Origin of the sequence: Methylocystis sp., assembly GCF_051061225.1 — a bacterium.
Classification (GTDB): Bacteria; Pseudomonadota; Alphaproteobacteria; order Rhizobiales; family Beijerinckiaceae; genus Methylocystis.
Window position 1 is genome coordinate 178,020 of sequence record NZ_JBPFEB010000129.1, and the last position, 19,267, is coordinate 197,286.

At 67.2% G+C, this 19,267-nt stretch carries 20 protein-coding genes; 11 read left to right on the top strand and 9 right to left on the bottom strand.

Translation table 11 applies throughout. The features are described from left to right. Positions 1–2: 2 nt before the first annotated feature. From ACR652_RS22755 to ACR652_RS22780, 6 genes are all read left to right on the top strand, one after another. Entirely contained in the window at positions 3–584 is a 582-nt protein-coding gene (locus ACR652_RS22755; RefSeq protein WP_434508759.1) for a winged helix-turn-helix domain-containing protein, read from the top strand. Between the two features lie 60 nt (positions 585–644). Then, positions 645–1,091 carry a cyclic nucleotide-binding domain-containing protein gene (locus tag ACR652_RS22760; RefSeq protein WP_434508869.1) on the top strand — a complete coding sequence of 149 codons (447 nt, stop codon included), beginning with the start codon at positions 645–647 and terminating at the stop codon, positions 1,089–1,091. Between the two features lie 144 nt (positions 1,092–1,235). After that, positions 1,236–1,628 carry a hypothetical protein gene (locus ACR652_RS22765; RefSeq protein ID WP_434508760.1) on the top strand — a complete coding sequence of 131 codons (393 nt, stop codon included), beginning with the start codon at positions 1,236–1,238 and terminating at the stop codon, positions 1,626–1,628. Positions 1,629–1,766: 138 nt separating this feature from the next. After that, positions 1,767–3,395 carry an alpha-D-glucose phosphate-specific phosphoglucomutase gene (locus tag ACR652_RS22770; RefSeq protein ID WP_434508761.1) on the top strand — a complete coding sequence of 543 codons (1,629 nt, stop codon included), beginning with the start codon at positions 1,767–1,769 and terminating at the stop codon, positions 3,393–3,395. 91 nt (positions 3,396–3,486) lie between these two features. Next, a complete protein-coding gene (locus ACR652_RS22775) occupies positions 3,487–3,696 on the top strand; it encodes a cysteine rich repeat-containing protein (RefSeq protein WP_434508762.1) in 210 nt (69 codons plus the stop codon). 52 nt (positions 3,697–3,748) lie between these two features. Next, positions 3,749–5,065 carry a DUF3422 family protein gene (locus tag ACR652_RS22780; RefSeq protein ID WP_434508763.1) on the top strand — a complete coding sequence of 439 codons (1,317 nt, stop codon included), beginning with the start codon at positions 3,749–3,751 and terminating at the stop codon, positions 5,063–5,065. On the opposite strand, the gene ACR652_RS22785 is transcribed toward ACR652_RS22780, so the two are convergent. Together ACR652_RS22785 and ACR652_RS22790 are read right to left on the bottom strand one after the other, a co-directional pair. Further along, positions 5,066–5,326 carry an exodeoxyribonuclease VII small subunit gene (locus tag ACR652_RS22785; RefSeq protein WP_434508764.1) on the bottom strand — a complete coding sequence of 87 codons (261 nt, stop codon included), beginning with the start codon at positions 5,324–5,326 and terminating at the stop codon, positions 5,066–5,068. Positions 5,327–5,400: 74 nt separating this feature from the next. Beyond that, entirely contained in the window at positions 5,401–6,801 is a 1,401-nt protein-coding gene (locus ACR652_RS22790) for a cation diffusion facilitator family transporter (RefSeq protein WP_434508765.1), read from the bottom strand. Positions 6,802–6,928: 127 nt separating this feature from the next. On the opposite strand from ACR652_RS22790, the gene ACR652_RS22795 reads away from it, so the two are divergent. From ACR652_RS22795 to ACR652_RS22805, 3 genes are all read left to right on the top strand, one after another. After that, a complete protein-coding gene (locus ACR652_RS22795) occupies positions 6,929–7,369 on the top strand; it encodes a VOC family protein (protein WP_434508766.1) in 441 nt (146 codons plus the stop codon). A gap of 452 nt (positions 7,370–7,821) precedes the next feature. Beyond that, positions 7,822–8,178, top strand: a complete 357-nt coding sequence (locus ACR652_RS22800; protein ID WP_434508767.1) for a hypothetical protein — start codon at positions 7,822–7,824, stop codon at positions 8,176–8,178. 105 nt (positions 8,179–8,283) lie between these two features. Continuing rightward, a complete protein-coding gene (locus ACR652_RS22805; protein WP_434508768.1) occupies positions 8,284–8,928 on the top strand; it encodes a DedA family protein in 645 nt (214 codons plus the stop codon). On the opposite strand, the gene ACR652_RS22810 is transcribed toward ACR652_RS22805, so the two are convergent. Continuing rightward, entirely contained in the window at positions 8,929–9,438 is a 510-nt protein-coding gene (locus ACR652_RS22810; RefSeq protein ID WP_434508769.1) for a DUF2244 domain-containing protein, read from the bottom strand. Positions 9,439–9,486: 48 nt separating this feature from the next. On the opposite strand from ACR652_RS22810, the gene nth reads away from it, so the two are divergent. Further along, positions 9,487–10,176: an endonuclease III gene (nth, locus tag ACR652_RS22815; RefSeq protein WP_434508770.1), complete on the top strand. Its 690-nt coding sequence runs from the start codon at positions 9,487–9,489 to the stop codon at positions 10,174–10,176. 8 nt (positions 10,177–10,184) lie between these two features. On the opposite strand, the gene recN is transcribed toward nth, so the two are convergent. Next, the gene (recN, locus tag ACR652_RS22820; RefSeq protein WP_434508771.1) at positions 10,185–11,861 is read right to left on the bottom strand and encodes a DNA repair protein RecN; all 1,677 of its coding nucleotides are present in this window, start codon (positions 11,859–11,861) and stop codon (positions 10,185–10,187) included. Between the two features lie 107 nt (positions 11,862–11,968). Here recN and ACR652_RS22825 point away from each other — a divergent pair, with 107 nt between their 5' ends. Next, positions 11,969–12,868 carry an alpha/beta hydrolase gene (locus tag ACR652_RS22825; RefSeq protein ID WP_434508772.1) on the top strand — a complete coding sequence of 300 codons (900 nt, stop codon included), beginning with the start codon at positions 11,969–11,971 and terminating at the stop codon, positions 12,866–12,868. Positions 12,869–12,966: 98 nt separating this feature from the next. Here ACR652_RS22825 and ACR652_RS22830 read toward each other — a convergent pair whose 3' ends face one another. The 5 genes from ACR652_RS22830 to ACR652_RS22850 form a co-directional block, all read right to left on the bottom strand. Further along, positions 12,967–13,857 carry an outer membrane protein assembly factor BamD gene (locus ACR652_RS22830; protein ID WP_434508773.1) on the bottom strand — a complete coding sequence of 297 codons (891 nt, stop codon included), beginning with the start codon at positions 13,855–13,857 and terminating at the stop codon, positions 12,967–12,969. Between the two features lie 174 nt (positions 13,858–14,031). Then, positions 14,032–14,934: a UDP-3-O-acyl-N-acetylglucosamine deacetylase gene (lpxC, locus tag ACR652_RS22835; protein WP_434508774.1), complete on the bottom strand. Its 903-nt coding sequence runs from the start codon at positions 14,932–14,934 to the stop codon at positions 14,032–14,034. Between the two features lie 190 nt (positions 14,935–15,124). After that, on the bottom strand, positions 15,125–16,855 hold the full coding sequence (ftsZ, locus tag ACR652_RS22840; RefSeq protein ID WP_434508775.1) for a cell division protein FtsZ: 1,731 nt from the start codon (positions 16,853–16,855) through the stop codon (positions 15,125–15,127). Positions 16,856–17,010: 155 nt separating this feature from the next. Then, positions 17,011–18,324 (bottom strand): cell division protein FtsA, encoded by a 1,314-nt coding sequence (gene ftsA, locus ACR652_RS22845; RefSeq protein WP_434508776.1) that lies wholly within the window; start codon positions 18,322–18,324, stop codon positions 17,011–17,013. 4 nt (positions 18,325–18,328) lie between these two features. After that, a complete protein-coding gene (locus ACR652_RS22850) occupies positions 18,329–19,234 on the bottom strand; it encodes a cell division protein FtsQ/DivIB (RefSeq protein WP_434508777.1) in 906 nt (301 codons plus the stop codon). Positions 19,235–19,267: the final 33 nt, after the last annotated feature.

A 19,267-nucleotide genomic window follows, 5' to 3' on the forward strand; every position in this document is an offset into this window, starting at 1 on the left:
GCATGACACGAATGTTGTTCATCGCCGCAGGGCCGCCGCTGCTGGCGAGCCTGTCGGAGCAATTCGAGGCGCTCGGCGGCTTCGCGCTCCGCGCCCTTGACGACAAAACTCTGGAGAGCGTCCGGGACGCCCCGCCCGACTCCTCGGCGATTATCGACGGTGACTTTTGTGACGCCGCCGCGCTGATCCGCCAGCTGCTGGCGTTACAATTTGCAGGAATCATCGTCGTCATCGGCCCGGCGACCGAAGACGCGGACGCCGTGCTGACGCGCCCTTTCCGCTTCGCCGATCTGCTCGCGCGTCTCGCCGCGCCGGGCAGACGCAAGCATGCCGATGACGATCTCCCTGTCCGGCTGACCGAAAAGGAAGCGGCGATCCTCGCCCGTCTCACGCAAGCGGAGGGCGCCATCATTCCGAAGGCGGCGCTCCTTGCGGATGTGTGGGGCTATGGACCGAATGTGACAACACGCACGCTTGAAACGCATATCCATCGTCTGCGCCGCAAGATTGAAACAGACCCGCGACGCCCGCGGAAGTTGTTGACAGAAGACGGCGGCTACCGTCTTGCGAAATCCACAACATAACGCGCAAACCCCTCTCTCTCTCGTTGTGAAACCTGTCATAAGCTCACGTTCGTGACTGCAATGACTCTCGACGACGAAATTGAAAATCTCAGGCGCATTCCGCTCTTCGCGGCGTTTGAGCCTGCCGCCCTGCAAATGCTCGCCTTCTCTCTGGAGACGCGCCTGTTGCGCGGCGGCGATGTCCTCTTCCAGCAAGGGGAAACTTCCGATGGCGGCTTCGTGCTGATCCTCGGCTCGGTCGGTCTGTCGACGAATGGCGAGAACGAGGTTTCGCATGTCATTCGGCCGTGGGCGCTGATTGGCGAAATGGCGCTCGTTGCGCCGTCCCGCCGCCCGGTGACGGCGCGCGCGCTGGAGCCCTCCACCGTCCTGAAGATCGCCCGGCCCTTTTTCCATCAACTGCTGGAACAACATCCCGCGACGGCGACCCGTGTGCGCGACTTCTTCCGCGAGCGGCTCGTCGGTTTCACGCGCGCCGCGGCGTCGGATTTGGCGGTGCCGGACTGAGTCATATTTACGTTAGCCCGCGAAAAGACACAGAAATGCCTCTCGACGCGGAAAGATTCCGGTTTAGATTTGCTTTACCGACGCGTGAGCACGGCGGGGCGGCTGCGTTGCGTTTTTCTCGCCCGCCACATCGGGAGGTGTTTCATGAACAAGTGCCTCAAATTGGCGATCTCGGGAGCGCTGCTCGGCGCCATGGCGGCGTCCGCCGTTCCCACACATGCTCTGGCGGGCCCCATGGGCGTGGCTCCGCCGGCGACCGTCTCTCTCTCCGCCCCGGTCGACAAGGTCTGGTATCGCCGCTGGGGCGGCGGCTATGGCTATCGCGGCTACGGCGGCTATCGGCCCTATTACGGCGGCTATTATCGCCGCTACAATCCCGGAGCGGCGGTCGCCGCCGGCGTCGGCCTCGGCCTTCTCGGAGCCGGCCTCGCCGCCGCCAACAGCAGCTATTACTACGGCGGATACTATCCCTACTACAACTACAACTACGGCTATTATCCCGGATACTACTATCCGGGCTATTATGGCGGATGGTAAAAGGCCGGGCTCGTTTCTGGGCGGCGCGACAAGGCGCCGCCCCTTTTTTATGCTTTTTCGTCCATAAATCTTTCGGCGGCCCGTTCTCCAACGATTCCTGTTCGCGCCGCGGCGGGAGAAGCGGCTGCAGAGGCAGAGATGATCAAGGACATTGCGACGACTCCCTATCCTGACCAGCGCCCCGGCACGTCGGGCCTGCGGAAGAAAGTTCCCGTCTTCCAGCAACGCTTCTACCTCGAAAATTTCGTGCAATCGATCTTCGACTCGCTCGAGGGGTTTGCAGGTCAAACGCTCGTCGTGGGCGGCGACGGCCGTTTCTACAATCGCGAGGCGATTCAGAAGATCCTGAAGATCGCGGCGGCCAACGGCTTCGGCCGCGCCGTGGTGGGCCGCGGCGGCATCCTGTCGACGCCCGCCGTCTCCGCCCTGATCCGCTCGCTGGGCGCCTTCGGCGGCGTGGTGCTGTCGGCCAGTCACAATCCCGGCGGCCCCGACGGCGATTTCGGCGTCAAATACAATGTCGCCAATGGCGGCCCCGCGCCCGAGAAGGTGACGGAAGCAATCTACGCGCGCACGCGGGTGATTGAATCTTTCAGGATCGTCGAGGCTCCGGACGTCGACATTGATCGCCTTGGGGAAGCCCGGATCGGGGAGATGCGCGTCGAGATCGTCGACAGCGTGGCGAATTACGCCGCGCTGATGCAGACGCTCTTCGACTTCGACCGTATCCGCGACGCGTTCCGTGGCGGCTTTACGATGAAGTTCGACGCCATGTCCGCCGTGACCGGCCCCTATGCGCATGCGCTTCTCGAAGACATGCTCGGCGCGGCGCCCGGCACCGTGCTGAATGGCGCGCCCCTGCCCGATTTCGGCGGTCATCATCCCGACCCGAATCTCGTTCACGCCAAACATCTCTACGACCTCGCCATGTCCGACAGGGCGCCTGATCTGTGCGCGGCCTCGGATGGCGATGGCGATCGCAATCTGATCATCGGACGCGGGCGTTTCGTGACGCCGTCCGACAGTCTCGCGGTTCTCGCCGCCAACGCCCATCTGGCGCCGGGCTACAGGAACGGCCTTGCCGGCGTCGCGCGCTCCATGCCGACGAGCGCCGCCGCCGATCGCGTGGCGGCGAAACTCGGGATCGCCATTTACGAAACGCCGACAGGCTGGAAATTCTTCGGCAATCTGCTCGACGCCGGACTCGTCACCATCTGCGGCGAGGAAAGCGCTGGAACCGGCTCGAGTCACGTGCGTGAAAAGGATGGGCTGTGGGCGGTGTTGCTGTGGCTCGACGTGCTGGCGGCGCGCAAGCAGAGCGTCGACGCCATCATGCGCGAGCATTGGGCGACCTATGGGCGCAATTATTACGCGCGCCACGACTATGAGGAAGTGGAGAGCGACGGCGCCCATGACCTGATCAGGACGCTGCGTGACCGGCTGCCGTCGCTCGCGGGCAAGAGTTTCGGCGCGCTGGAGATCGAGACCGCCGACGATTTCGCCTATCACGACCCGGTCGACGGCTCCGACTCGCTCCATCAGGGTCTGCGGCTGATCTTCGCGGACGGGTCCCGCATCGTCTATCGGCTCTCGGGCACGGGGACGGCGGGCGCGACGCTGCGCGTCTATATCGAACGCTTCGAGGCCGATGCCGGGAAGCAGTTGGTTGAAACCCAGACCGCGCTCGCGGACCTTGTCCGCCTGTCGCGGGACATTGCGGAGATCGAACGCTTCACGGGGCGCAAGGCGCCGAGCGTGATCACCTGAGGAAACCCGACGGCGCTGCTTGTGGAAAGGATTGCGTTGACAAACCTTTGCGCATTATTACGCTTGCAGCGTTCTCTTCAGGAGCTATGAAATGCGCCGCATGTTTCTCGCCTTGCCGATCCTGACTCTCCTTGCGCCCCCTGCGTTCGCGCAGGGGACCCCCGAGCAGCGTCAGGCGTGCAAGGACGACGCCTATAAATTCTGCCCCTATGACGTCCCCGACCCGGACAAGGTGGAAGCCTGCCTGCGCAAATATATCCGCTCCATCAGCGCCGCCTGCCGCGCCCAGTTCGGCAAGTAACAGCCCTTTCCTTTCCGCCGCCGGGCCCCCGCGCTGGCGGCGGAGACTCCAAATGAACCACATCCGGCCCGCCTCACACTGGATCGAGCACGAGTCCCGCGCCGCAATTCTCGCCGAATTGCACGCGCGTCCGTTCCTGCCGCTGAAAGTGCCACGCCGGATTTATCACTTCGCATTCGCGACCAATGGCGACGAGGCGGCCGCCGACCGCGCGGCGGTGGCGCAACTCGCCCGCGACCATGGGCTGGAGCCGCCCGCCCCGGACGCCAAGTTCCACTACCTCATTTTGGGCGACTGGCGTCTGCGCTGGGAGCAGCATACGGAATTCTCGACGTATACCTGGTCGAGCGGCCGCGACGCGGCGATTCCCTTCAGCCATCCGGACCCCGTCGCCGCCGGAGAAATTTCCTTCCCGCAGCCGGGCCGGCTCGTGGTGGCGACGCATCTTTGCGTCCTGGGCGAAGAGGAGGCGCTCGAAGACCTCGCCGCCCTCTTCCAGTCGCAGAGCCTCTGCGTCATCGGCATCGGCAAGGAGCGCGCTCACGCCCTCACGGATTTCGCGGTCGACGCGCACGGCTTCACCCGCATGGCGATCCGCCTGCGCTCCGCCTCGCCGATGGAGGCGGGCCGCCTCGCGCAGCGCATGCTGGAAGTCGAGACCTATCGCACCATGGCGCTGCTCGGCCTGCCGCTCGCCCGCGCGGTCTCGCCGGAAATGTCCGCGATGGAGGAGCAGCTCTCGGAGATCACCCACGCCCTTTGCGCCGCGCAGGATTCGCAGGGCAATCACGCCCTGCTGAAGCGGCTTTCCGACATACTCGCCGCCAATGAGGCGCTCTCGACGCGCACCGCCTTCCGCTTCGGCGCCAGCCGCGCCTATCACGCGCTGGTGAAGAACCGCCTCGATCTTCTGCAGGAGACGAAGGAAGGGGAGTATCCGACGCTCTCCAACTTTCTGAGCGCGCGCCTCGATCCGGCGATCGAGACCTGCAACGCCGTCGAAGCGCGGCAGACGCGCTTTTCCACCGATGTGGCGCGCACCACCAATCTGATGCGCACGGGCGTCACGCTCGACATGGAGCGCCAGAATGGCGCGCTGCTCGACGACATGGTCCGCCGCACGCGGCTGCAAATGCGCCTCAACCGAATGGTTCAGGGCATTTCGGTGGCGGGTCTCGCCTATTATCTTGTCGGGCTGTTCGCGTTCCTGGCCAAGGGGATGATGGAGGCGGGGCTGCTGCCGGCGTCGATTTCGGCCGATCTCGCGGAAGCCGTCGCCGTGCCCTTCGCCGTCGCGCTCTCCTGGGCCTTCATGGCGCGGGTCCGCATTCTCTCGAAGCGCGCGGCCAGGGAAGAACTGCTGGACTGATCAGGGGACGTCGAGCGGAGCGACGCCCCTGGGCGCGCCATTCTCGCCAAGGCTGATCTTTTCCACGCGGGTCTCGGCTTCCGCCAGCAGCTTCTCGCAGCGCTCCTGAAGAGCCTTTCCGCGCGCATAGAGCCGCACCGACTCGTCGAGCGACACCGACCCCTTCTCCAGCTCGGCGACGATGCGCTCAAGCTCGGCCATGGCCGTTTCGAACGGCATGGCGGAGAGATCGTCGGGGGCGTCTGGCGGCTTGGTCGTCATGGCGGCCTTTCTATCTCAGCCGGAACCGCTTGGCTATCACGGGCCAATGTCGCCGCGGCGACATGGCCCTCCCCTCAATGATCCTCCGGCTCGGCGTGGCCCACGATGCGCAGGATTTCCGGGTAATCGGCCCGAACCCGGCGCTCCAGCTCGTCCACCGCCGCATGCATGGTCTCGACCGGCACGACGGCGTCCACGGCGCAATGATAGTTGACCACCAGCCCTCCGGCGGTCTCGCGCACCCGCACATCGTGGATGTTCGCGATATATCCGACCATTTCGCTGTAGCGGTCCAGCGCGGCGACGATCTCCTCGGCGAGTTCCGGCGGCGCGTCGCGCCCGATCAGCACATGCGGGGCCAGCGGCTCGATATGGGTCTCGATCTCCACATCGGCGCCGAACTCGTCGCGGATGGCCGCCTCGAAATCGGTCGCAATGGCGTGGGCGCGCCCCATCGGCATGGCGCCGTCCAGCTCGATGTCGAGCCCGATCGAGAGGCGCTCGCCGAGCTGCTGGGCCAGCACATGATGCGCCGTGAGATGCCGGCGCGCGGCGACGAGCATGATGCGCTCCACCACCGTCTCGTCGTCCAGCGCCAGCGGGTCGGCGGTGATGGTGACGCGGGCGTGGGGAACGGCGGCGAGGATCGCCTCCGAGACCGCGTCCTTGATTCGCGCCGCCTGCTCCACCCGCAGCGTCCGGGCGACGCCCACAGTCGCCTCGCCGATCACCTCGGCCCCGGCGCTGCGCAAGCGCAGGCTCTCCAGCGTCATGACGCCCGGAACGTCCCGGATGGCGTCCTCGATCTGCGGCGTGAGATCGCGGGGCGCGGCGTCCAGCAGAGTGTCGATGGTGCGCCGCCCGAGCCGATAGCCCGCGATGGCGATGAAGCCGGCGACGCCGAAGGAGGCGAGCGCGTCGCCCTGCGGATAGCCGTAACGGGCGGCCGCGACGCCCGCCAGCGCGAGCACGGAGGAGACCAGATCGCTGGCGAAGTGAATGGCGTCGGCCGCGAGGGCGTCGCTGCGCTCCTCTTCCGCGATGGCGCTCAACTGCCGCGACCGGACAAAATCGATCATGATGGAGCCAATGAGGACGCCATAGGCGGGCCAGCCGGCGTCGATCTGGACTTGCGTCTCGCCCAGCCGGCGGATCGCCTCGCCGACGACGATGAGCGAGAGGCCGAACAGCAGGCCCGTCTCGACAAGCGCCGCGAGCGCCTCATATTTCCCGTGGCCGTAATGATGCTCGGCGTCGGCGGGCTTCTCCGCCTCGCGGACCGCGTAAAAGGTCAGGGCCGTGGCGCCCGTGTCGACAAAGGCGTGGCCGGCCTCGGAGAGCAGCGCCAGAGAGCCAGACCACAGGCCGGCGGCAAGCTTGGCTGCGGCGAGCAGCGCGCTCGCGGCGATGGAGGCTTTGGCGGCGGTCAGCTTCCGGCTGGCTCCGGCGGCGTCGAGCGCTCTGGTCTCGGTCATGGGGGCGTTCATTCGGCTCGGCGGTGGACGGGCCTTGCTAGCAAGACGGCCCGGCGGCCGCAAACGGGCGGATGGGCCCCGCCCTGTGGAAATGTTGTAAGGATGGGTCCCCAACAGGAGTTCAGGGATGAAATTTCTGCATTCGATGATCCGCGTCGGCGATCTGGACGGTTCGCTGCATTTTTTCTGCGACATCCTCGGCCTGCGCGAGGTGCGGCGCACAGAGAACGAAAAGGGACGTTACACCCTCGTTTATCTTGCGGCGCCCGCCGATCTCGAAGAGGCGCGGCGCACGGGGGCGCCGACAATCGAACTCACCTGCAATTGGGACGAGCGCGACTATGCGGGCGGCCGCAATTTCGGCCATCTCGCCTTTGCCGTGGATGACATTTACGAGGTTTGCGAACGGCTGCAAAAGGCCGGCGTGACCATCAACCGCCCGCCCCGCGACGGCCACATGGCCTTCGTGCGCACCCCCGACGCCATCTCCATCGAATTGCTGCAAAGGGGCGAACCGCTCGCGCCAAGGGAGCCCTGGGCCTCGGCCGCGAATATCGGGACATGGTGAGACGCAAGCGCTTCGCCCTCTGTCAACGCGACAAGGGCGGCCTCGGCTGCTGCGTCGCACAAGCTCGGGTCTCTACAATTTTCTGCGCAGATGCAGCGAAGAATTTTTCATGAGCCAATGAAACCCTGGCCGAGGTGACGCGTTGGGTCCATACGGAGGCGCAACAAGGGCGCGTGGCGTCTTCTCGTCGCAAATGTGAGGCTGCTCGTCGTCACCCGGTCACAGTCGGAGCGTAGGGTAGCATTCGTGACGCGAGCCGTGAGCCATTCCCGCGGGAAGACTCACCGGCCCGCATCCTGCGTCCGGGCTTCTTTTCGAGGCTCGCGGATTTTGATGAGAACGGTTCATTGGCTGTTCAGCCAACGCCGTTCAGTTTTTCAGGCAGGCGCCTGAAAGGCGCGGCAGCAAAGAGGGCAGAGAGGCTGAAACAAGAAGGAAAAGCGGAGGACACCATGCTGGTTGCGGATCTCATTCATTCCTGCTCCAACGAAACGGTCGCTCAGGCCGCGCTTTCGTGCATCGGCGGCCGTTTCGCCGAGCGCGTCCGCGTGGCGGCGCATGAGAAGGGCATGAGTGTCGGGAGATTCGTTTCGGTGATTGTTCGCGACTTCGCGCGGCGCGCGGACGAGGGCGTTCGCGAGGCGCTGCGCGAGAGGATCAATGGCGACGACCAGCCGCTTCTGATGGGTCTGCGCGCGGTTCTCGAGCCGGCGCTTGAAGATGGAGCGATCTTCGCGGATGACGACCCCGTCATGTCGCGGCCGCTCATTCTCGGCCTGACCTGCGCCGGCGCGCACAGCTACCAATAATACGCCCGCTTTACGCAACGAAGCGGCATCGCCCTCCCGCGATGTCGCTTTTCGTTTGTTCGGGCCTATATGCCACGTTGAGCGCAGCGTTTCACGGTAGCGGCGATGAGCCATTTTCTCGATCAGGCGCAGATCGCCTCGATACTCTCGACCTACGGGTATTGGGCGATTTTCGTCATCGTCGCGCTGGAGAGCTCCGGCCTGCCGTTGCCCGGCGAGACCATGCTCGTGGGCGCCTCGATCTACGCCCGACTGTCGGGCGCGTTGTCCATCGACGCCATCGTGCTGGCGGCGGCGGGCGGCGCGATCGTGGGCGACAACATCGGCTACTGGATCGGGCGCGAATTCGGCTACCGCTTTCTGGAGCGCCACGGCTGGCGCGTCGGCATCGGCGCCGAGAAACTGCGGCTGGGGCAGTATCTCTTCTACAAATGGGGCGGCGCGATCGTGTTTTTCGGCCGCTTCGTGGCGCTGCTGCGCATCCTGGCCGCGCTGCTCGCGGGCGCCAATCATCTGCCGATCGGACGCTTCTTCCTCTTCAACGCCGCCGGCGGCCTCGTCTGGGCGATGGTCTTCGGCTTCGGCGCCTATTATCTGACGGCCGGCTTCGAGAGAATACACGGCTCCCTGGCGGCGCTCGGCGTGGCGGCGGCCATCGGCGGCGGCGTCGCCCTGTGGCGCTATTACAAGATCAACGAGGCGCGGCTGATGCGCGAGGCCGACGCCACGCTCTCCCAACGCAACAAATGATCAACTGAAACGCGGACCCAAGCGGGCAGTCGCGAGCGCGCGTCCCAAATCTCTCGCCAGTTCGGCTTTCTGGACGGGCCCGAGAAAGCCGCCAACCTCGATGGATTCCCCGCGATAGACGATCTCCACCCTCATGGTTCCGAATTCCTCGTGAACCATCTGTTCGAGCCGCACCCAGGACGGGTTGAAGCGCCACTCCCGCCGGCGCCCGCCCGCCCCGACCTTGGCGAAAACAAGCTCGATGGGGGTGAGGTCGAGCGTCTCATAGGCGCGCGCGTCGCGGAAACTCAGCCGGAAGGCGATGTAGAGCGCCAGCGCGTCGAGCCCCATGAAGCCGGCGACCGGCCAGGCGCCCATGATCAGGAACGGCAGCGCGAAACCGATCTGCGCCAGACAGAAAAGGACGATGAAGACATAGAAGGCGCGCGGCGTCATCGACCGGTGCGGCGTGAGCCGCGTCTGGTAAATCGGCGTCTCAAAAGCGTTCGGCGTCTCAAAAGGGTTCAGCATGGCCCAAACAGCGCTTTCGCCCCCCTCAAGATCAGTTATAACGCGCGAATGGCGGACGAAAACAGTTCAAAGCGCCGGCGCCCCGCGAAACGCCGCCCGCCGGCGGCCGAGGTGGCGCGGATCGAGGCGATTTTCGCGCGGCTGGCGGCGTCCAATCCCGAGCCCAAGGGCGAACTCCACTACACGAATCCCTTCACCCTTCTGGTCGCCGTGGCGCTCTCGGCGCAGGCGACGGACGCCGGCGTCAACAAGGCGACGCCCGCGCTCTTCGCCATGGCCGACACGCCCGAAAAAATGGTCGCGCTCGGCGAGGACAGGGTGCGCGAGGCGATCAAGACCATCGGCCTCTTCCGCAACAAGGCGAAGAATATCGTCGCGCTGTCGCGCTTGCTGATCGAGCGTCACGGCGGGGAAGTTCCGCCGGACCGTGACGCATTGACGGCCCTGCCGGGCGTCGGGCGCAAGACGGCGAATGTGGTGCTCAACATCGCCTTCCACCAGCCGACGATCGCCGTGGACACGCATATCTTCCGCGTGTCGAACCGCCTGCCGCTGGCCAGGGGCGCCACGCCGGAGGCCGTGGAAGAAGGGCTCCAAGCCATCGTGCCGGAGACATATCTGCTGCACGCGCATCACTGGCTCATTCTGCACGGCCGCTACATCTGCAAGGCGCGCAAGCCGGAATGCGGCCGCTGCATCCTGTACGATCTCTGCAAGTTCAAGGAAAAAACCGCCTGACGTCGCGCCTACCCAGCGCCCTCCAGCAGCCGCATGGCGGCCGCGCGCGCTTCGTCCGTGATGGCCGCGCCGGACAGCATCCGCGCAATTTCCTCACGCCGCTCGGCGTCCCCGAGCACAGAGACGCGAGTCGCGACGCGCTTGTCCTTGCCTTTGGCCGGCGGACCCTTGCTGATCCGCAGGTGACGGCTGGCGCGCGCGGCGACCTGCGGGGCATGCGTCACGGCGAGCACTTGCGCGTTTTTCGCCAGCCGTGCGAGCCGCTGGCCGATGGCGTCGGCGACGGCGCCGCCGACGCCCGTGTCGATTTCGTCGAAGACCAGCGTCGCGGTGGAGCCGCGATCCGCCAGCACGACTTTGAGCGCCAGCATGAAACGCGCCAGCTCGCCGCCAGAGGCGACCTTCGTGAGCGGACTCGGCCGTGAGCCAGGATTGGTCTGCACCCAGAATTCGACGCGGTCGATCCCCTCCGGCCCGGCGTTGGCGGGATCGCTCTCCACCTGCGTCGAGAAATGCGCGCCTTCGAGCTTCAGCGGCTTGAGTTCGCCGTCGACGAGCGCGTCGAGCCTCTTCGCCGCCTTCCGACGCGCGGCGGAAAGCGCGCGCGCCGTCTCGTCATAGGCGGCCCTGGCGGCCGAAAGCGCCTGCCCCAGTTTCACGAGCCGCGCTTCCGAGGCGTCGAGCGCTTCGATGTCGTCAGCGAATTTCTGAGCGAGCCTGGCGAGCTCCGGAACGGCGACCTGATATTTGCGCGCGGCGCCGCGCAGGGCGAACAGCCGCTCCTCCACCCGCTCCAGCTCAGCTGGATCGAAACGGGTCTCGGCGAGCGCCTGCTCCAGCGCCTGCTCGGCGAGACCCAGCGCGTCCACCGCCTGCGCCAGCGCGCGGGCGGGCGGCTCCAGGATGTGCGGGGCCTGAGGCAGCCGGCGTTCGAGCCGGCGCGCGACATGGCCGATCTCGGCGGCCGGCGCGCGGTCGGCGGCGAAAGCCCCGAGCGCGTCTCGAATGTCGGTCGCGACCTTCTCGGCGCGCTGCATGAACAGGCGCCGTTCCGCCAGCGCCTCCTCCTCCCCCTCCTGCGGGGCGAGCTTCGTCAATTCCTCATGGGCGTGACGCAGATACTCGGCGTCGGCCCGCGCCCGGGCGATGCGCTCTTCCTCATCGGCCAGAGCGCGCCGCGCCGCCAGCCAGGCGCCATGTTTCGCGCGCGTGTCATTCGCCTGGCTCGACAGACCGCCATGCGCGTCGACCAGCGCGCGGTGGACGCCGGGGTCGACCAGCGCGCGGTCGTCATGCTGGCAATGGATTTCCACCAGCTCGCCGCCGATGGCCCGCAGCGCCTGCGCGGTCGCCGGCTGGTCGTTGACGAAAGCGCGGGTGCGCCCGTCCGCCGCCTGCACGCGGCGCAGCACCAGCTCGTCCTCGCTCGCCAGCCCGAATTCGCGCGCGGCGAGATGGGCGGGATGGTCGGCCGGGAGATCGAAAACGGCGGTCACCTGCCCCTGTTCGCAGCCGGCGCGCACCAGCGAGGCGTCGCCGCGCCCGCCCAGCGCCAGCATGAAGGCGTCGAGGAGGATGGACTTTCCGGCGCCGGTCTCGCCGGTGAGGGTGGTCAGCCCATGCCCGAAATCCAGATCGAGCGCGTCGATCAGAACGATGTCGCGGATGGACAGACGGACGAGCATGACGCCTGGACTCTATCGCTTCTTGGCCGCGCCGAATGCAACGGACTTGCCGCCGGCGCCGTTATCCTGTGGACGGCGCAACGATTCGCCGCAACGGCGAGGTTGGCATGGCCAAAGATGAAATCAATGAGATTCGCGCGCTCCTCGCGTCGCGCCCGCGCCCCGTCGGCTGGGCCGAGCGGCGCGCGCGGATCGAGGAAGTTGGCGCCGCCTGGCCGGCCGAGGCCGATATCGAGCGCAGGCCTGCCTCCATCGGGGGCATTCCCGCCGAGTGGTCGCTTGCGCCCGGCGCCGATCCCTCGCGCGTCCTGCTCTTTTTCCATGGCGGCGGCTATTGTTCGGGGTCGATCGTCAGCCATCGGCGCATGGCCACGGAGGCGGGGCGCGCCGCCGGCGCCAGAGCGCTCGCCGTCGGCTACCGGCTGGCGCCGGAACACCCATTCCCCGCCGCTTATGACGACGCGCTCGCCGCCTGGCGCTTCGTGCGCGCGGAAGGGATCGCCGCCGGGCGCATCGCCGTCGGGGGCGACAGCGCAGGCGGCGGGCTCTCGCTCGGCCTCGCCATGCGGCTGCGGGATGCGGGCGAAGAAGGCCCCGCCTGCCTCTGGCTGTGTTCGCCATGGACCGACCTTTCGATGGCCGGGGAGACGATCGCGACCAAGGACGCCGTCGATCCGCTGATCCACAGGGCCTATCTCGAAGAACTCGCGGGCGCTTATCTTCCTCCCGGCATGGACCGCAGGGACCCGCGCGTATCCCCCCTCCATGGCGATCTCGCGGGCCTGCCGCCGATGCTGATTCAGGTGGGTTCGGATGAAACGCTGCTCTCGGATTCGACCCGCCTCGCGGCCGCCGCGGGCGCGGCGGACGTCGCCGTCACGCTGGAAATCTGGCCGAAGATGATCCACGCCTTCCAGCTCTGGAACGCGCGGCTCGCCAAGGGGCGGCGCGCGCTGGCGCACGCCGGCCGCTTCATTCAGTCGAGGACCAAGGCGCCCGCCGTCTAGAGCGGTTTCCGCCGAAGTGGAAACCGGTTCGGCGAAAGAAAGCGCGACAAAACAACAAGCCAGAGCCCCGGTCTGAGTCAATCAGACCGGGAAACGCTCTAGATGGCGTGCAGCGTCTTGCCTATCTTGGACAGCCAGGAATCCGTATATTCATGCGGCGTCAGGCCGTCGGCCTTCAACAGGGCGACAGCGTCCTTGTACCATTGCGAGTCGGGGAAATTGTGCCCGAGGATCGCCGCCGCCGTCTGCGCCTCATTGGTGACGCCCATGGCCAGATAGGCTTCGGTGAGACGATACAGCGCCTCCTCGGTGTGGCGAGTCGTCTGATATTTGCCCAGCACCTCGTGGAAACGGTTGATCGCCGCCGGGTAATTCTTGCGGGTCAGATAGAAGCGGCCGACCTGCATTTCCTTGGCCGCGAGCTGATCGCGCGCGACGCCCATCTTGTAGCGCGCGTCGGCCACATATTCCGACTTGGGAAATTTGTTGATCAGCTCCTGAAAGACCTGGAGCGACTTCTCCGCCGAGGACTGATCACGCATCACGTCCGGCACCTGGTTATAATAGGACATGCCGGCGAGATAATAGACGTAGGGCGTGTCCGGCGAGTTCGGATACAGCCCGATATAGCGCTGCGCGGTCTGCACCGCGTCGTCATAGGCGGGCTTTTCATATTGCGCGTAAAGGGTCATCAGCAGACCCTTGCGCGACCATTCCGAGGACGGATAGCTCTTCTCGAGGTCGGTGAACTTCTTCGCCGCGCCCTCGAAGTCCTTCGACTTGAGCTTGGCGAGACCCTGATTGTAGAGCGTGTCGGCGGGGATGTCGGGCGTGATCTCGGTCTTGTATTTCTCGCCGCCGCCGAACAGGCCGAAGCCGCTGGTGATCGAATCCATGATGTCGGCGCGGGCCGGCGCGGCGGACAGGGCCAGCGCCGCGGCCGCGACGAGCATGGCGGACGAACGGAATGAAGCAGCGAAAACCGGCATTGAAGCGTCCCTTGCGGCGGAGAGCCGCGACAGGCGTCGCTCTCCCGGCCGAGCTATTAACCCAATCCGCCGGCCCCCGCCACTCGCGGCGTCCAGAAGACCCGCGTCATCGCGGCGCCGGCGGCGCGCGGCGATGGACAATGCGCCGAACATGAGGCCGCGGGTCTGGCGAGATTATGGCGAAGGTCGCTGGCCCGGCGCCTCCGACGCGGCGAAGGTCGCGGTCGAGGCCTCGCGCCATTCCAGCGCCCCCGCCCGCATCGCCGCGTCGAGAAGCGCCATGTTCAGCGCATGCCCGCCCCTGAAGGAGCGGAAGGCGCCGATGAGCGGCGCGCCGGCGAGGGCCAGATCTCCCACCACGTCCAGCATCTTGTGACGCACGCATTCGTCGGCGAAGCGAAGCCCCTGCGGGTTCAGCACGGTCTCGCCGTCGAGCACCACCGTGTTCTCCAGCGAGGCGCCGAGAGCGAGCCCGTCCCGCCACAGGCGCTCCGCGTCGCGCAAAAAGCCAAAGCTGCGCGCGCGAGACAATTCGGACCGGAAGCTCTCCGGCGTGAGAGAGATGGCGCGCCGCTGGCGGCCGATCGGCCCCTCAAAGGCAATTTCGACGTCGAGGCTCAAGCCGCTGGCGGCGGGCGCCAGCTCGGCCCAGCCCGCGCCCAGCGACGCCTGCACCGGCCGGACCACCTGCAACAGCGCGCGCGGCGCCGGGAGGTCGACGATGCCGGCCTCGTCGATGGCGGCGACGAAGGCCTGCGCCGAGCCATCCATGGCGGGAACCTCGTCGCCCTCCACCAGAATGAGCGCATTGTCGACGCCAAGCCCGAAGAGCGCCGCGAGGAGATGTTCCACCGTCGACACGCTCGCCGCGCCACGCGACAGGCGCGTGCGGAGTTGCGTCGCGTCCACCCCGCGCCAGTCGGCGCGCAGTTCGGCGCCGCCGGCGCTGAACACGATCCCGGACCGGGGCGCGGCGGGCGCGAGCGTGACGCGCGACGGCCGATCGCCATGAACGCCGCGGCCGGAGAGCGTCACCGGGCGCGCGAGCGTCGTCTGAGCGGCGCGCGGCGCACGCACGGAGCCTCGAAACTTCTGGCGAATGAGTGGTTCCTCCCCACGCAGGATGCGCCGCCGTTTACAGCCGAGATTAGCCCAACCGGGCGGCCCGGCTCCAGTAACGGTTTCTTACAGATTATGACAGGCGGATAAACCCCGCAAAAACAAAGGCCCGCGCGAGGCAGGCCTTTGCGTGTCGCTGGCCTTCAGCTCAGTGATTGGACTGACGGCGCAGGAAGGCCGGGATTTCCAGGTGATCCTCTTCCATGGGACGCGGCTGCGGCGCGCGGCGGCCGTGCGGATCGAGCTGCGCATGCGGCTGCTGCGGCGCGGCGGCCGGGCGCTTGCCATATTCGGAGACGGTCTGCGACGGCTGCGGCGCGGGGGCGCGCGGCGGCATCGGCGGCTGCTGGGCCTGCGCCGGCGGCATTCCGTCTTCCTGACGGCTGGCGCCGAAGGACGCCAGACGCTCGAAGATGGACTTGCGGCGAGGATCATGCTGCGAACCCGCGTCGCCGCGATGCTGGCGCATCTGATCCTGAACCGGCTTCGGGAAGTCCTCGATCGACGGCATGCGCGGCGTGCGCGGCATTTCCGGCGGCGGCGGCACATAGGCGGCCGGCGCGGACTCGGCCATCATGCGCGGCGCGGGCTCCTGCATGCGCGGCTCGCCATAGGTCGGGCGCGCGGGGACCGGCTCCAGATAGACGCCGTTCGTCGTCATCTGCGCAGGCGCGGGCGGGGCCGGCTCATTATAGTAGTGCGACGGCGCGGGCGCCGGCTCGCGGGCTTCCGGCTGATAGGCCGGCGCGGGGGCGCGTTCGCGCTCCGGCATGGCGTAAACCGGCGCGGAGGTCTCGATCACCGGCATCGCGGCCGGCTGCTGCTTGGGCTGCTGCGCCTGCATCTGGGCGCGCATGCGCTCGGCGGCTTCGGCCATGCGGGCCATGCTGGTCGGATCATCGGCGGTGATCGCGGCGAGGTCGATGCCGGTGGCGACGACCGAGACGCGGATGACGCCTTCGAGCGAGGAGTCGAAGGTCGCGCCGAGGATGATGTTGGCGTCCTCGTCGACCTCCTGACGGATGCGGCTCGCGGCTTCGTCGACTTCATAGAGCGTGAGATCGTGGCCGCCGGTGATCGAGATCAGCAGGCCGCGCGCGCCCTTCATCGACACTTCGTCGAGCAGCGGATTGGCGATCGCCGCTTCGGCGGCGAGATTGGCGCGGCGCTCGCCGGTCGCTTCGCCGGTGCCCATCATCGCCTTGCCCATGCCGCGCATGATCGAGCGGACGTCGGCGAAGTCGAGGTTGATGAGGCCCTCCTTCACCATGAGGTCGGTGACCGAGGCGACGCCCGAATAGAGCACCTGATCGGCCATGGCGAAGGCGTCCGCGAAGGTGGTCTTCTCGGTCGCGATGCGGAACAGATTCTGGTTGGGGATGACAATCAGCGTATCGACGCACTTCTGAAGCTCGCCGATGCCGGCCTCGGCGATGCGCAGACGGCGCTGACCTTCGAAATGGAAGGGCTTGGTCACGACGCCGACGGTCAGGATTCCCATCTCGCGCGCGATCTGCGCGATGACCGGCGCGGCGCCCGTGCCCGTGCCGCCGCCCATGCCGGCGGTGACGAAGCACATATGCGCGCCCTGAAGCTGCTCGCGAATTTCCTCGCTGGCCTCCTCGGCGGCGGCGCGGCCGACTTCCGGCTGGGCGCCGGCGCCGAGACCCTCGGTGACCTGGAGGCCCATCTGAATGACGCGCTCCGCCGGCGAGGACGCGAGCGCCTGGGCGTCGGTGTTGGCGACGAGGAAATCCACGCCGGAGAGGCCGGAGGAAATCATGTTGTTGACGGCGTTGCAGCCGCCGCCGCCGACGCCGCACACCATGATGCGGGGCTTCAGTTCCCTCAATTCGGGGGCTTTCAGATTAATCGTCATTGCCAGGGCCTCTCGAAAATACACTGCTCGTCGGCGTCGGTTGTTCCAGTCCTTGGACGCGCCGTCGCCGTACGCTTCGTCCTCGGTTATTCCTGTCGCGAGGCCCGGCGGTCAGGCCGGATCGCCTCAATGTGGAGAATCACTTGCGGGTGATTCTAGAAGCTTTCCTTTAACCATCTACCAACTCGCCTCATGTAGCCGTCCGATCCCGTCGCCGCCCGCTCGCCGCGCCGGGGCTCGAAATATTCGCGCCCCGCGACTTGCGGATAGACGAGCAATCCCGCGGCGGCCGCGAAAGCCGGCGTGCGCGCGGGATCGGGAAGACCTTCGACGCCGATCGGGCCGCCGACGCGGACCTGGCCGCCCAGGATGCGGCGCGCGGATTCCGCCGCGCCGGTGAGCTGGCTCGCGCCGCCGGTGAGCACGATCCGGCGGTTGGGGCCGGACGCATAGCCGGCGCGCGCGAGACGATCGCGCAGAAACTCGAAGGTCTCCTCCATGCGCGGTCGAATGATGCGGACGAGATGCGACTTCGGCGCATGGGCCTTGTGATGGCCGTGCTCGCCGACGTGAACGAAGGAGACCGTCTCGCGCTCGTCCGAGGAGGAGGAAATCGCCGAGCCGTGGAACGTCTTGAGACGCTCGGCGTCGACGAGGCGCGCGTCGAGACCCCGCGCAATGTCCATGGTGACGTGATTGCCGCCCAGCGTCACGGCGTCGAGATGCACCATCTCGCCGCTCGCGAACACCGCCATCGAGGTCGAGCCCGCGCCCATGTCCACGACGATGACGCCCATCTCCGCTTCGTCGGGCTCCAGCACCGAGAGCGCCGCGACATAGGGCGCCGCCGCCAGCCCTTCGACGCGCAGATGCGCGCGCTCCACCGCCAGCATGAGATTGCGCGCGGACGCCTGATCGCAGGTGGCGACATGCAGATCGACGCCCAGCTCCTCGCCGATCATGTCCTTCGGCTCGCGGATGCCGCCGACGCCGTCGAGCGAGAAGCCTGTCGGCAGCGAGTGCATGGCGACGCGGCCGCGATGCAGATGATGCGCCGCCGAGGCCTCCAGCACGCAGTGGATGTCCGTCTCCGCGACTTCGCGGCCGCCGATGGCCCGCTTGGCGGTGAAATGCTCCGAGGCGAGACGCCCGCCCGAGGCGGTGACGATGACATGGTCGATCTGAACGCCGGCCATGCGCTCGGCGGCGTCGACCGTCTGGCGAATGGCGCGCTCCGCCTCGTCCATGTCGATCACGAGCCCGTGCTTGACGCCGAGCGAACGCTGGTGGCCGATGCCGAGCACGCGAATGCGATGGGTGCGCCAGTCGTTGGGCGCACCCTGCTTCATCGGCGTCACGCGCGCGATGAGGCAGGCGATCTTGGACGTGCCGACGTCGAGCGCCGCCAGCGTCGCCGAGCGGCGCGGCGAGAGCGGTTTCAAACGCGGCGGAACAAGCTGGGACTTCATCAGACTAACCACCTGTTTTCTTGGTCTTGCGCGGAAGCGCCGCCTCTCGCGCGGCGGCGGCTTCCTCGGTCAGGCGCACCGCGACGCGGTCCGGCTCGCGCAGGTCGATCGACATGATGTCCTTGTCGAGAATTCGGGCCTCATGTTGCAGACGCAGCAGCGTCTGCAGCGCGCGGCCGGGATTTTCCTCGGGCAGCTTGACGAGCACGCCGTTGGTCATGTCGAGATCCCAGCGGCGGCTCGCGACCAGCACGCCGGCCTTCACGCGCCGCGAGAGATCCCCCGCGATCTTGAGCAGCTCGAGAAACTCCGGCAGGCGCTTTTGCGCGCCGTCGCCAACCACGAAGGGCAGACCGAGGTAGCGCTCGTCGCGCAGCTCGTCGATGGCGACTCCGTCGTCGGCGATCACCGACACGCGGCCATCCTGCTGCCACAGCGCATGGGGCCGGCGCTCCTCCACCGCAATGACGAGCCGGTTGGGGTAAAGCTTCATCACCCGCGCGGACCTGATCAGCGGAATGGCCATCAGCCGATCGCGAACGGCCGCGGCGTCCAGAAAGGGCAGCGAGTTGCGCCCGTCGACGCCGGAGGCCGCCAGCAACTCCTTCTCGGTCATGCGCGACTGGCCCGAGATGGTCACCGCCGAAATGTCGAGGCCGACGGCGCGGGCGACCACGTCCCAGGGCTGCCCCTCGCGCGCGACGAGCGCGTCATAGCCGCCGTTCTGCTTCATGCCGGCGAAGGCGACCGCTCCGAACATCGCGAGGAGCCCGAGGAGGCCCATGCCGGGACGGCCGAGGAAGGCGTAGCGCTCCAGGGCCGACCCGCCGCCGGCGCCGCGGCGCGCGAAGGCGGGCGCGGGGGACGTGGCGGCGGGAGCCGCCGGGCCGGAGGCGGGCGCGCCCGCCATGCTCGGCTCGGCCGCCGGAAAATGAACAAGCGG

Bases quoted from the DNA above. Each gene is read 5' to 3' on its own strand.
- ACR652_RS22760 (WP_434508869.1), top strand. From the start codon at position 645: ATGACTCTCGACGACGAAATTGAAAATCTCAGGCGCATTCCGCTCTTC.
- ACR652_RS22800 (WP_434508767.1), top strand. From the start codon at position 7,822: ATGCTGGTTGCGGATCTCATTCATTCCTGCTCCAACGAAACGGTCGCT.
- ACR652_RS22830 (WP_434508773.1), bottom strand. From the start codon at position 13,857: ATGCCGGTTTTCGCTGCTTCATTCCGTTCGTCCGCCATGCTCGTCGCG.
- ACR652_RS22790 (WP_434508765.1), bottom strand. From the start codon at position 6,801: ATGACCGAGACCAGAGCGCTCGACGCCGCCGGAGCCAGCCGGAAGCTG.
- ACR652_RS22810 (WP_434508769.1), bottom strand. From the start codon at position 9,438: ATGCTGAACCCTTTTGAGACGCCGAACGCTTTTGAGACGCCGATTTAC.
- ACR652_RS22765 (WP_434508760.1), top strand. From the start codon at position 1,236: ATGAACAAGTGCCTCAAATTGGCGATCTCGGGAGCGCTGCTCGGCGCC.
- ftsA (WP_434508776.1), bottom strand. From the start codon at position 18,324: ATGAAGTCCCAGCTTGTTCCGCCGCGTTTGAAACCGCTCTCGCCGCGC.
- ACR652_RS22785 (WP_434508764.1), bottom strand. From the start codon at position 5,326: ATGACGACCAAGCCGCCAGACGCCCCCGACGATCTCTCCGCCATGCCG.
- ACR652_RS22780 (WP_434508763.1), top strand. From the start codon at position 3,749: ATGAACCACATCCGGCCCGCCTCACACTGGATCGAGCACGAGTCCCGC.
- ACR652_RS22795 (WP_434508766.1), top strand. From the start codon at position 6,929: ATGAAATTTCTGCATTCGATGATCCGCGTCGGCGATCTGGACGGTTCG.
- ACR652_RS22775 (WP_434508762.1), top strand. From the start codon at position 3,487: ATGCGCCGCATGTTTCTCGCCTTGCCGATCCTGACTCTCCTTGCGCCC.
- ACR652_RS22770 (WP_434508761.1), top strand. From the start codon at position 1,767: ATGATCAAGGACATTGCGACGACTCCCTATCCTGACCAGCGCCCCGGC.
- ACR652_RS22755 (WP_434508759.1), top strand. From the start codon at position 3: ATGACACGAATGTTGTTCATCGCCGCAGGGCCGCCGCTGCTGGCGAGC.
- ACR652_RS22805 (WP_434508768.1), top strand. From the start codon at position 8,284: ATGAGCCATTTTCTCGATCAGGCGCAGATCGCCTCGATACTCTCGACC.
- ftsZ (WP_434508775.1), bottom strand. From the start codon at position 16,855: ATGACGATTAATCTGAAAGCCCCCGAATTGAGGGAACTGAAGCCCCGC.
- ACR652_RS22825 (WP_434508772.1), top strand. From the start codon at position 11,969: ATGGCCAAAGATGAAATCAATGAGATTCGCGCGCTCCTCGCGTCGCGC.
- recN (WP_434508771.1), bottom strand. From the start codon at position 11,861: ATGCTCGTCCGTCTGTCCATCCGCGACATCGTTCTGATCGACGCGCTC.
- nth (WP_434508770.1), top strand. From the start codon at position 9,487: ATGGCGGACGAAAACAGTTCAAAGCGCCGGCGCCCCGCGAAACGCCGC.
- ACR652_RS22850 (WP_434508777.1), bottom strand. From the start codon at position 19,234: ATGGCGGGCGCGCCCGCCTCCGGCCCGGCGGCTCCCGCCGCCACGTCC.